This is a genomic window from Mesorhizobium sp. M2A.F.Ca.ET.037.01.1.1, from assembly GCF_003998075.1.
In the GTDB taxonomy this organism is placed as follows: domain Bacteria; phylum Pseudomonadota; class Alphaproteobacteria; order Rhizobiales; family Rhizobiaceae; genus Mesorhizobium.
On sequence record NZ_RZSA01000096.1, the window covers coordinates 1 to 11,178 of the forward strand.

Annotated in this window: 11 protein-coding genes; 5 read left to right on the plus strand and 6 right to left on the minus strand. The window is 63.4% G+C overall.

The window, feature by feature from the left end; genetic code table 11:
• On the minus strand, positions 1-628 hold a 628-nt coding region (locus tag EOA27_RS07495), incomplete at its 3' end, for an SDR family oxidoreductase (RefSeq protein WP_145970288.1).
• Positions 625-807 (minus strand): hypothetical protein, encoded by a 183-nt coding sequence (locus EOA27_RS41990; RefSeq protein WP_245491046.1) that lies wholly within the window; start codon positions 805-807, stop codon positions 625-627. The genes EOA27_RS41990 and EOA27_RS07495, both read right to left, overlap by 4 nt.
• A 274-nt stretch (positions 808-1,081) precedes the next feature.
• On the opposite strand from EOA27_RS41990, the gene EOA27_RS07505 reads away from it, so the two are divergent.
• Entirely contained in the window at positions 1,082-2,059 is a 978-nt protein-coding gene (locus tag EOA27_RS07505) for a LysR family transcriptional regulator (protein WP_127255841.1), read from the plus strand.
• 65 nt (positions 2,060-2,124) lie between these two features.
• On the opposite strand, the gene EOA27_RS07510 is transcribed toward EOA27_RS07505, so the two are convergent.
• Positions 2,125-2,511 (minus strand): DUF4260 domain-containing protein, encoded by a 387-nt coding sequence (locus EOA27_RS07510; RefSeq protein ID WP_126079401.1) that lies wholly within the window; start codon positions 2,509-2,511, stop codon positions 2,125-2,127.
• 4 nt (positions 2,512-2,515) lie between these two features.
• Positions 2,516-2,947 carry an iron response transcriptional regulator IrrA gene (gene irrA / locus EOA27_RS07515; protein ID WP_042647097.1) on the minus strand — a complete coding sequence of 144 codons (432 nt, stop codon included), beginning with the start codon at positions 2,945-2,947 and terminating at the stop codon, positions 2,516-2,518.
• A gap of 248 nt (positions 2,948-3,195) precedes the next feature.
• On the opposite strand from irrA, the gene fabA reads away from it, so the two are divergent.
• The 4 genes from fabA (at position 3,196) to EOA27_RS07535 (ending at position 7,530) form a co-directional block, all read left to right on the plus strand.
• Positions 3,196-3,711 (plus strand): 3-hydroxyacyl-[acyl-carrier-protein] dehydratase FabA, encoded by a 516-nt coding sequence (gene fabA, locus EOA27_RS07520; RefSeq protein ID WP_040985924.1) that lies wholly within the window; start codon positions 3,196-3,198, stop codon positions 3,709-3,711.
• Positions 3,712-3,827: 116 nt separating this feature from the next.
• Positions 3,828-5,048, plus strand: a complete 1,221-nt coding sequence (fabB, locus tag EOA27_RS07525) for a beta-ketoacyl-ACP synthase I (RefSeq protein WP_126079402.1) — start codon at positions 3,828-3,830, stop codon at positions 5,046-5,048.
• A gap of 13 nt (positions 5,049-5,061) precedes the next feature.
• A complete protein-coding gene (gene fabI, locus EOA27_RS07530) occupies positions 5,062-5,874 on the plus strand; it encodes an enoyl-ACP reductase FabI (protein ID WP_126079403.1) in 813 nt (270 codons plus the stop codon).
• Positions 5,875-5,976: 102 nt separating this feature from the next.
• On the plus strand, positions 5,977-7,530 hold the full coding sequence (locus EOA27_RS07535) for a bifunctional diguanylate cyclase/phosphodiesterase (protein WP_126079404.1): 1,554 nt from the start codon (positions 5,977-5,979) through the stop codon (positions 7,528-7,530).
• Between the two features lie 19 nt (positions 7,531-7,549).
• Here the strand turns inward: EOA27_RS07535 and EOA27_RS07540 are convergent, their stop codons facing one another.
• Both EOA27_RS07540 and pnp read right to left on the minus strand, forming a co-directional pair.
• Positions 7,550-8,557, minus strand: coding sequence for a class I SAM-dependent methyltransferase (locus EOA27_RS07540; protein ID WP_126079405.1), 1,008 nt, complete (start codon positions 8,555-8,557; stop codon positions 7,550-7,552).
• 69 nt (positions 8,558-8,626) lie between these two features.
• Positions 8,627-10,777, minus strand: coding sequence for a polyribonucleotide nucleotidyltransferase (gene pnp, locus EOA27_RS07545; protein WP_126079406.1), 2,151 nt, complete (start codon positions 10,775-10,777; stop codon positions 8,627-8,629).
• Positions 10,778-11,178: the final 401 nt, after the last annotated feature.

Genomic DNA, 11,178 nt, shown 5'->3' on the forward strand with positions numbered 1-11,178 from the left:
CGTCCTCGACAGTGCCACCGTTGGCGGCTTGGATGCGCTTGAGAAATACATCGGTCCCTTCGGTCATGATCCAGCCGGGGGAGAGGACGTTGACTCTAACGCCCTTGGAACCCAGCTCCTTGGAGATGGACTTGCTGTAAGTCCGGAGCGCGGCCTTGGCGCTGGCATAGGCGGTGGTTGCGTCGGGGAGCGGCAGGACCGACTGGATGGAGGTGACGTGCACCACCGCGCCGCTGCCCCGCTCGATCATCTGCGGAATCAGGAGCCGGTCGAGACGGACTGTGGCCAGGAGGTTCAGGTTCAGCTCGGAAAGCCAGTACTCGTCCGTCAGGGCGACAAAGCCACCGCCCGGGGTGGTCGAACCACCAAGCACATGCGCGATGATGTCGACGCCACCCAGACGCTCGATCGCCACCCTGGCCAGCATTTCCCCGCCCTCGGCCGTGGTCAGGTCCGCCTGGACGAATTCGACGCTATCGATGGGCTCCAGCGTTCCACGGGCAGATGTAATCACGCGGGCGCCTCCGGCCAGGAAGCGGTCGACAGTGGCGCGGCCCAGACCCTTGGTGCCGCCGCTGATGAGGACGCGTTTTCCCGCGAACTCGGTCGGATCAGCTTTGATGGTCATGCCGTGATCTCCAAAGCCTTGATGGCGTCGTTTTCGAGCGTGAAGCGGTAGGTGAAGCGGATCGGGCTGCCCTTGAACTCGCCATGAGCGGGGCCTTCGACGACCACCTGACCGTCCTCGTGTCGGACGGTATCCGGTGTGAAAATCGCCTTCGCGCCGACCACCGCCTCTTCAAGCAAGTGCTTGATTTCAGCGGCCCCCGAAGAACGGCGCCGTTATCGCGGAGGACCGCCCCGGCTGCGAAGGGTGCCAGCATGCCGTCAACGTCCAGGCGGGCGTTCGCGGCCACATATGCGGCGATTGGAGGTGGTAGTTCGAGCGTCATTGGTCTTGTCCTGCTTGTTGCGATCGCAGCCGCAGCGGCTGGAAGTTTCGTTGCTCCCCAAAATAGCGGTAGACAGGTCGCGCGATAATCAGGACAATTCGGGACGTCTCATCACGAAAGTCGGGATAATTGTGCAAAGTAGCCTGACGGAATTAGACGCAGTTCTCATGGTCGCCCGCCGCGGCAAGTTTCGCACGGCAGCGCGTGAGCTCGGGGTTTCGACGACCGCGCTCAGCAACGCGGTCGGAAAGCTGGAGCGCACGCTTGGCGTACGGCTCTTCAACCGGACGACTCGAAGTGTCTCATTGACGGAGGCCGGCCAGCGGTTCGTCGCGCAGGTCGCTCCGGCCGTGCAGGACATTCATGAGGCGATGGAGGTTGCGCGCTCTCAGCAGGCGATGCCGTCGGGTACGCTGCGCATCAACGCCTTTCCGACAGCGGCGCGAGAGATCTTCACTTCGCTCGTCCTACCGTTCCTGCGCGCGCACCCTCAGGTCCACATCGACATCGTCACAGAGGGCCGCATGGTGGACATTGTCGCAGGCGGCTTCGACCTCGGCGTCCGTAGGATCGACCTCGTGCCGGCCGACATGATCGCGGTCCCGTTGGGTGTCGCGCGGCGCAGTGTCGTCGTGGGCACGCCGACCTACTTGATAACTCATGGGACGCCCCTGGTACCTCAGGATCTCGCCGGGCATTCCTGTCTCCGCGTCCGGCTTCCCGATGGCGCAATCTACCGCTGGCCGTTCGAGAAGGACAGACAATCGGTCCACATCGACGTCCAGGGCGCCATCACCCTCGACGAAGCGAGCCTCGCACGCACCGCGGTCCTCGCGTCCGTGGGTCTGGCCCTGGCGATGGAATCCGACGTGCGAGACGACATCGAGGCAGGCCGCCTTGTGCGCGTGCTTGAGGATTGGACGCCCATTCTGTCGCCGTTGAGCCTCTACTATCCGAGCCGACGCAACCCGACCGCCGCGTTCAAGGCGTTCGTTGACTTCGCGCGGCGGCAAAGTGGAGCCAGCATTAACCCCGACGCCGTCTATAGCTCCGGACGTACAGAGCCCGGTGAGGCCCATGACCCTTCCGGTGCTCGCCGACCTTGAGTACGCTTCGTTCCAGTTCTCGAGAACCCATTCCCGACCCAGCCTGTCCTGGGTCTCAATACAGCCTAGCTGGACACACCGCCCTGCTGGCGGCCAATGCGGCCGAGATGCGTATCCTGAAAACCGGTGGGCAGCTTGAGGCCGTAGCCGAGGGCACGGTCGATGGCGATGTGCGCTATCCAGATAAGCGCCACCGCGGTCGTGAGCGGGCCGGCGAGCAACGCGCCCGCGAGCAGAAGGACCAGTGGGGCAATCAGGATATGCAAGGCGTTATAGGTGACGGCGCCGAGGCGCGGCCCGGCGAGGTAGCCCAGCATCGACAGGTCCGGCGCCAGGATAAGCAGCGCAAACAGCCACCAGGAAAAGTGGGCCATTGCGTAGCAAATGACGGCCAAGGCGGCGACGGTGACCCATTCAAACCGGACGATCAGGTCGACGGGACGCGTCGCCACGGGATCAGTCGCCGCGCTTCGGGCGAAGCCTCACGACGATGTCGACATTGGCGATCTCCATGCCCTCCGGCGGTGCCGGCAGGTTGGAGACGGTGACCGGTCCGCTTTCGATGTCGAAAATCCGGTTCTCGCCCTCGACGTAGAAGTGATGATGGTCGGAGGTGTTGGTGTCGAAATAGGTTTTCGAGCCTTCGACCGCCAGGATGCGCAACAGGCCGGCCTCTGTGAACTGATGGAGCGCGTTATAGACCGTCGCCAATGAAACCGGCACCCCGGCGGCGATCGCCTCTTCGTGCAGTTCCTCGGCCGAAAGGTGGCGGTCGCCCTTGGCGAAAAGCAGATCGGCCAGCGCGATGCGCTGGCGCGTCGGCCTCAGGCCGGCTTCGCGAACCCGCTTGTCCACAGCGACATTTTCCTTCCGGTAGCCCGAATCCATCTCTTCGCTTCGACGCTTGTTGCCCAGCCCATCAACAGGTCCAGAGTGGCAAAAAGACGTCGAAAGCCAAAACCGGACATCAGCCGACATATATTCTGTAGTCTGAATGCGATCAATAGCGCGCATTGACCCGGGCAGGCGCACGGGTTAAGCGCAAACGCCGGTTTCCGGCCGCAAACAGAGTGTGTTAGGAAACCAACGAGAAGGGCGCCCTGCCGCCCGCGAAAGAACACGGGGACGGAAATTTGATGGCGGATCAAAAGTCCAGCTACGATTACGAGGAACTGCTCGCCTGCGCCCGCGGCGACCTGTTCGGGCCGGGCAACGCCCAGCTGCCCTACCCACCTATGCTGATGTTCGACCGCATCACCGAGATCAGCGAGACCGGCGGCGCTTTTGACAAGGGCTTCATCCGCGCCGAATTCGACATCAAGCCGGACCTGTGGTTCTTCGCCTGCCACTTCATCGGCAATCCGATCATGCCAGGCTGCCTCGGCCTCGACGCCATGTGGCAGTTGACGGGTTTTTATCTCGGCTGGCTGGGCGAACCCGGCAAGGGCATGGCGCTTTCGACCGGCGAGGTGAAGTTCAAGGGCATGGTGACGCCGTCGGTGAAGAAGGTGGAGTACGGCGTCGACTTCAAGCGCGTGATGCGCGGCCGGCTGGTGCTCGGCATCGCCGATGGCTGGCTTAAGGCGGATGGCGAACCCATATACGCCGCCACGGATCTGAAGGTCGGCCTGTCCAAACAGTCGGCCGCCTGACCGTTTTTCGCCACGGCGTCCGCGTACCCAATGGGCGCCACGTCAGTTTATTTGCGTATGATCACGGGCGAAAACCGGCTAGGTTTTCCGCCCGGATACGCCGGAAGGAGTTGCGAATGAGACGGGTCGTAGTGACAGGGCTCGGCATTGTGTCGTCGATCGGCAACAATGCCAATGAGGTGCAGAGCTCGCTTTACGATGCCAAATCCGGCATCAGCTTTTCCAATTCCTTCGCCGAGCACGGCTTCCGCTGCCAGGTCTGGGGCGCGCCGACGCTCGATCCTACCCCGATGATCGACCGCCGCGCCATGCGCTTCCTGAGCCAGGGTGCGGCCTGGAACCATGTTGCCATGGACCAGGCGATCGCCGATGCCGGGCTTGGCGAGAGCGACATCACCAATGAGCGGACCGGCATCGTGATGGGGTCCGGCGGACCCTCGACCCGCACCATCGTCGAGGCGGCCGAAACCACGATCAAGAACAACAGCCCCAAGCGCATCGGTCCATTCGCCGTGCCGAAGGCGATGTCGTCGACGGCCTCGGCCACCCTGGCCACATGGTTCAAGATCCATGGCGTCAACTACTCGATCTCGTCGGCGTGCTCGACCTCGGCGCATTGCATCGGCAATGCCTATGAGTTGATCCAGTGGGGCAAGCAGGACATGATGTTCGCCGGCGGCCACGAAGATCTCGACTGGACGATGTCGGACCTTTTCGACGCCATGGGCGCCATGTCGTCGAAGTTCAACGACAAGGCATCGGCCGCTTCGCGCGCCTATGACGTCAACCGCGACGGTTTTGTCATCGCCGGCGGCGCCGGCGTGCTGGTGCTGGAGGAATTGGAGCACGCCAGGGCGCGCGGCGCCAAGATCTATGCCGAGATCGTCGGCTATGGCGCGACATCCGACGGCTACGACATGGTCGCTCCTTCGGGGGAAGGCGCCATCCGCTGCATGCGGCAGGCGCTTGCCACCGTCCCGACCCCGGTCGACTACATCAACACCCACGGCACCTCGACGCCGGTCGGCGATTCCAGGGAAATGGGCGCCATCCGCGAGGTGTTCGGCGACAAGATGCCCTACATCACCTCGACCAAGTCGCTCACCGGCCATTCGCTGGGGGCGGCCGGCGTGCAGGAATCGATCTATTCGATCCTGATGATGCAGGGCGGCTTCATCGGCGAGAGCGCCCATATCGAGGAGCTCGATCCGGAATTCGAGCGCATGCCGATCGTGCGCAAGCGCATCGACAACGCCAAGATCGACACCGTTTTGTCCAATTCCTTCGGTTTCGGTGGCACCAACGCAACGCTGATTTTCCAACGCTATTCCGCATAAGGATCTGCCTTTTATGGAAGGGTTGATGAAGGGCAAGCGCGGGCTTGTCATGGGGGTCGCCAACGATCATTCGATCGCCTGGGGCATCGCCAAGAAATTGTCCGAGCACGGGGCGGAGCTTGCCTTCACCTACCAGGGCGACGCCTTCGGGCGGCGCGTCAAGCCGCTCGCCGAGAAGGTGGGCGCCTCCTTGATCGTGCCTTGCGACGTCGAGGACAGCGCCTCCGTCACCGCGACCTTCGACACCCTCGGCAAGGCCTGGGGCGGGCTGGACTTCGTGGTGCATGCCATCGGCTTTTCCGACAAGAACGAGCTCAAGGGCCTCTACGCCGACACCAGCCGCGACAATTTCGTGCGCACCATGGTGATCTCCTGCTATTCCTTCACCGAGGTCGCCCGCAATGCCGCCGCGCTGATGGGCAATGGCGGCTCGATGATCACGCTGACCTATGCCGGGTCGGTGAGGGTGATGCCGAACTACAATGTCATGGGCGTCGCCAAGGCGGGGCTCGAGGCCAGCGTGCGCTATCTTGCCAATGACTACGGGCCGCGCGGCATCAGGGTGAACGGCATCTCGGCCGGACCGGTGCGTACGCTGGCCGGCTCGGGCGTTTCCGACGCCCGCCATATGTTCTCCTATCAGCAGCGCAACTCGCCTCTGCGGCGCACCGTGACCCTGGACGAAGTCGGCGGCTCGGCGCTTTACCTGCTCTCCGATCTTTCGTCGGGTGTCACCGGCGAAATCCATTATGTGGATTCCGGCTATCACATCGTTTCGATGCCGTCGCTGGAGGAACTGAAGCAGAACGACGGTGGTCGCGAATAGTTCGCTAAGGCAAAGAGCATTTTCCAGTAAAATTGGATGCATCGGCGGAAACTCATCTTAAGGAGGTTTCCGCTACAAGGCCCCTTAATCCAGGGACCTTGCATGTCTCCAGTCAGTAACCCGAAGCGAACACCGCTGTTCCGGCTGATCACCATCGCCAGCTCCGGCATGGGCAGTTTCATCCTCGGATTGTGGGGGCTGCGGTTCGGCTTCGGCGATGGCATGGCCGGCATGCCGGCCGAGACGATGATAGGCGTCATCGCCGCGCTATGCGCCCTTGCCGCCGGCGGTGCGGCGATGTCGTTCTTCGCCGGCGTCGATGAATCGGTGGCCTATGTCGTCAAGGAAACCAATTTCGACAAGCTGACGGGGCTTCTGTCGCGCCAGGCCATGGTCGGCAAGATAGCCGATGCCGCCTCGGAGACGATCCGAACCGGCGAGCCGGTGTTCCTGATCGACATCGATATCGACCGATTCAAGCAGATCAACGACGCCATCGGCTACAGCCATGGCGACGACCTTGTCCGTGCCTTCACCAGCAGGCTGAAGGAGAGCATGCCGAAGGATGCGGTGATCGGGCGCATCGGCGCCGGCGAGTTCGGCGTCCTGCTGCCGGACCGCGATATCCGTGGTTCGATCGAGCGGCTGATCGAAAAGCTCATCAACGATATGATGGAGCCTTATCAGTTGCAGACCCACCTGCAGTCGGTCAGCCTGTCGGTAGGCATCGTGGCGATGCCGAAGGACGGGGTCGACCCGGTTCTGGTCCTGCGCCGTTCGAACCTTGCGCTGCAAAATGCGCGGGCCAGCGGCGTCGGCAACTGGTCTGTCTTCCACGCCGACATGGGCCGCGTGGCCGACTATCGGCAATGGATCGAATCGGAGCTGAAGACCGCTTTCGACCGCGGCGACTTCAGTCTCCATTACCAGCCGCAGCTCAATCTGCCGAGCGGCCGCGTCGTCGGCTACGAGGCGCTGATCCGCTGGAAGCATCCGGAGCGCGGCATGATTCCGCCGATGGAGTTCATTCCGATCGCCGAGGAAACCGGCATGATCAATCCAATCGGCGAATGGGTGCTGCGCAAGGCCTGCAGCGACGCCAAGCATCTGCCGCAGGACTGCTTCGTCGCCGTCAACATCTCGCCGGTCCAGTTCATGACCAGGGATTTCGTCGGCATCGTGCGCGAGGTGATGGAATCGACCGGCATCAAGCCGTCGCGGCTGGAGCTCGAGGTCACCGAGACGGCGATGATGCAGGATCGCGACCGCGCCGCCGCGATCCTGGACCAGCTTGCCGAGATGGGGATTTCGGTGGCCGTCGACGATTTCGGAACAGGCTATTCCAATTTGAGCTACCTGATCGACTTCTCCTTCGGCAAGCTGAAGATCGACCGTTCCTTCGTCAGCCGCATCGACACCGACTCCGGTTCCGGCGCGATCGTCTCGACCATTGTCGGGCTGTCGCGGGCGCTGGGCGTCGGCATCATCGCCGAAGGCGTGGAAACCGAGAACCAGGCTACGCTGCTCAGGGCCGCGGGCTGCGAGGTGGTCCAGGGCTATCTGTTCGGCAGGCCGGCGCCACTCACGGACGAACTCGGCGAAGCGCGGCCTGCTTTCGGCACCCGCGAGCCCGCACGGATCGTCAGCCTACAGTAAACCAGCACGCAACAGTATTTCAGCGGCGCGCCGACAACACCTTGAACATGCCGTCGCGGGCGATCTCGGTATGGCTGGCAAAGGCCGCGGACAGCACCTGTTCATAGGGAAGCTGGCGATTGGCGACCATGAACAGGCGGCCGCCCGGTTTCAGCGCCTTCGACGCCGCGCGGATCATGCCGGCGCCAATGCCGGGCTCGGCGGCTCGGCCGCTGTGGAAAGGCGGGTTCATGACGATGGCGTCGTAGCGTCGATCGACCGCCTCGGTGAGAAGATCGATCCAGAAGAAGCGCGGCTCGATGGCGCCACGGACATTCAACCTGGCTGCTTTCAGGGCTTCGAAGTCCGCTTCATAGAGATCGAGCGTGGTGAGGCTCTGGGAGCGCTGCAGGACCTCCGCCGCCAGATAACCCCAGCCCGCGCAGAGATCAGCGATATTGCCTTTGAGATCATCAGGCAGGCTGGCGGCCAGCAGTTTCGAACCGGCGTCAATCCTGTCAAACGAGAACATGCCAGGCGCGGTTTTGAAACCGCCCCCAACAACAAGGTCGGGGTTGCCGGCGCGCAGCGTCTCGGCTGCTTCCGTGCCGGCCCGCCGGAACCAGAAGGCAACGCCGTGATGCTTCGGCAGATGGCCTTCGAGCGGCGCCAGCGCGTTGATCCGCTTGCGCAGGCTGTCGGTGCCGTCATCCTTGCCACCCGCGACGGCGATCAGCCCGCCCGGCGCGACACGCTCGAGTGCTTCGGCGATGCGCAACTCATTCTGACCGCGATGACGGCCGGCGAGCACGAGAGCCATGTCGTAACCCTGTCCTTCCACTCGCGGCGTGACCGTGTAGCCGGAAGCCTGCAAGGCGCGGAAATGCGGTCGAAAGCCCTGCACGAGATGCAGCGCCGCATCGAATCCTTCGGGCAAGCGGAAGCCGGGCTCGGCGCCCAGAAAGAGAACGCGGGCCTCCTTGCGCGGCAAAGGCAGCGCCTCGGCCTCGAACGGGTAGAACAGCGTCTTCAGCGGCTCGGCGGCCATTCATCCACCTCGAAACAAAACGGGCGCGACCTTGCGGCGCGCCCGTCTTAGACTATCCAGCCAGACCGATCAGGCGGCGTCTTCCTCGCCTTCGGCCTTCTTCTTCTCCTGGACGATTTCCTTGCCGGTCGCCTGGTCGACGACCTTCATCGACAGGCGAACCTTGCCGCGCTCGTCGAAGCCCATCAGCTTGACCCAAACCTTGTCGCCTTCCTTGACGACATCGGAGGTCTTGGCGACGCGCTCATTGGCGAGCTGCGAGATGTGAACGAGACCGTCGCGCGGGCCGAAGAAGTTGACGAACGCGCCGAAGTCGGCCGTCTTGACGACTGTGCCTTCGTAGATCTCGCCGACTTCCGGCTCGGCGACGATGGTGTGGATCCACTTCTTCGCCGCCTCGATCTCCTTGGCGTTGGCCGAAGCGATCTTGACCGTGCCGTCGTCCTCGATGTTGATCTTGGCGCCGGTCTTCTCGACGATCTCGCGGATCACCTTGCCGCCGGAGCCGATGACGTCGCGGATCTTGTCGGTCGGGATATGCATGACCTCGATGCGCGGCGCGAACTCGCCGAGCTCGGCGCGGGCGCCGGACAGCGCATGCGCCATCTCGCCGAGGATATGCAGGCGGCCGTCCTTGGCCTGGGCAAGCGCGATGCCCATGATCTCCTCGGTGATGCCATCGATCTTGATGTCCATCTGCAGCGAGGTGACGCCATTGGCGGTGCCGGCGACCTTGAAGTCCATGTCGCCGAGATGGTCCTCGTCACCGAGGATGTCGGAGAGCACCGCGAAGCGCTCGCCTTCCTTGATCAGGCCCATGGCGATGCCGGCGACCGGCTTGGCCAGCGGAACGCCCGCGTCCATCAGCGCCAGCGAGGTGCCGCAGACGGTCGCCATCGACGACGAACCATTGGATTCGGTGATCTCCGAGACGACGCGCAGCGTGTAGGGGAACTGTTCCGCCGAAGGCAGCATCGGATGGATGGCGCGCCAGGCGAGCTTGCCGTGGCCGATTTCGCGGCGGCCCGGCGAGCCCATGCGGCCGGTCTCGCCGACCGAGTAGGGCGGGAAGTTGTAATGGAGAAGGAACTTCTCCTTGTACATGCCGGTGAGCGAATCGACATATTGCTCGTCCTCACCGGTGCCCAGAGTGGCAACCACCAGCGCCTGGGTCTCGCCGCGGGTGAACAGCGCCGAACCGTGGGTGCGCGGCAGGACGCCGACTTCCGAGACGATCTTACGCACGGTCTTGAGGTCACGGCCGTCGATGCGCGAGCCGGTGTCGAGGATGTTCCAGCGCACAACCTTGGCCTGGAGCTCCTTGAAGACGCTGCCGATCTGCTCGGAAGTGTACTTGGCTTCCTCGCCCTCGGCCGGAGCGAAGGCGGCCTTGACCTTGGCCTTGACGGCATCGACCGCGGCATAGCGCGCCTGCTTGTCGATGATCTTGTAGGCGTCGCGGAGCTCGTCTCCGACGACCTTCAGCATCTCGGCTTCGAGCGCGGAGTAATCCGGCGCCATGAAGTCGCGCGGCTCCTTGGCAGCGACCTCGGCCAGCTTGATGATCGCCTCAATCACCGGCTGGAAGCTCTTGTGGCCGAACACGACGGCGCCGAGCATCAGGTCCTCGGAGAGTTCCTTGGCCTCGGATTCGACCATCAGCACGGCGTCGGCGGTACCGGCGACGACGAGGTCGAGCTTGGATTCCTGCATCTCGTCGATATGCGGATTGAGCACATATTCGCCGTTGATGTAGCCGACGCGGGCGCCGCCGATCGGGCCCATGAAGGGCACGCCCGAGAGCGTAAGCGCGGCGGAGGTGGCGACGATCGACAGGATGTCCGGATCATTCTCGAGATCATGCTGGACGACGGTGACGACGATCTGGGTGTCGTTCTTGTAGCCGTCGGCGAAAAGCGGGCGGATCGGGCGGTCGATCAGGCGGGAAACCAGCGTTTCCTTTTCGCTCGGACGGCCCTCGCGCTTGAAGTAGCCGCCCGGGATCTTGCCGGCGGCATAGGTCTTTTCCTGGTAGTTGACGGTGAGCGGGAAGAAATCGAGGCCGGGCTTCGGCTCCTTCATCGAGACGACAGTGGCCAGAACCACGGTCTCGCCATAGGTGGCCAGCACCGCGCCGTCAGCCTGGCGGGCGATCTTGCCGGTCTCCAGGATGAGCGGACGGCCGCCCCATTCGATTTCCACTTTGTGATGATTGAACATATCTTGTCCTTCATATGCGGAAAGGGCCGCACCGTCCTAACGGTCGCGGGTTCTCCCTTCCCTGGCTTCCTTCGGGCAGTCACGGGCAAGACAACGGGAAGCTCGATAGATTCGGCTCAAGGCCGAGCGAGCATCCTGCAATCCTGCCCCACGACCGTCCATGGGCGGTTCCGGATAGCCCTCTGCGGTCCGGAACACGATTGGCCGGCTGGTCGGCCGGCCTTGCGCTTGACGCCGGAAACGCTGTTTCCGGAACGCGCCATGCGCGCAGGCGAATTTCCTTTTCAGCATTGCGGCAGCGGACTATCCGATGCGCCAATGCGCGACCGGCGGGCCCCCTTGGAGAGCCCGCCGGTCAATTGGTCAGCGACGGAGACCGAGCTTGTCGATCAGCGTCTGGT

Bases quoted from the DNA above. Each gene is read 5' to 3' on its own strand.
- pnp (WP_126079406.1), bottom strand. From the start codon at position 10,777: ATGTTCAATCATCACAAAGTGGAAATCGAATGGGGCGGCCGTCCGCTC.
- fabI (WP_126079403.1), top strand. From the start codon at position 5,062: ATGGAAGGGTTGATGAAGGGCAAGCGCGGGCTTGTCATGGGGGTCGCC.
- fabB (WP_126079402.1), top strand. From the start codon at position 3,828: ATGAGACGGGTCGTAGTGACAGGGCTCGGCATTGTGTCGTCGATCGGC.
- fabA (WP_040985924.1), top strand. From the start codon at position 3,196: ATGGCGGATCAAAAGTCCAGCTACGATTACGAGGAACTGCTCGCCTGC.
- EOA27_RS07535 (WP_126079404.1), top strand. From the start codon at position 5,977: ATGTCTCCAGTCAGTAACCCGAAGCGAACACCGCTGTTCCGGCTGATC.
- irrA (WP_042647097.1), bottom strand. From the start codon at position 2,947: ATGGATTCGGGCTACCGGAAGGAAAATGTCGCTGTGGACAAGCGGGTT.
- EOA27_RS07540 (WP_126079405.1), bottom strand. From the start codon at position 8,557: ATGGCCGCCGAGCCGCTGAAGACGCTGTTCTACCCGTTCGAGGCCGAG.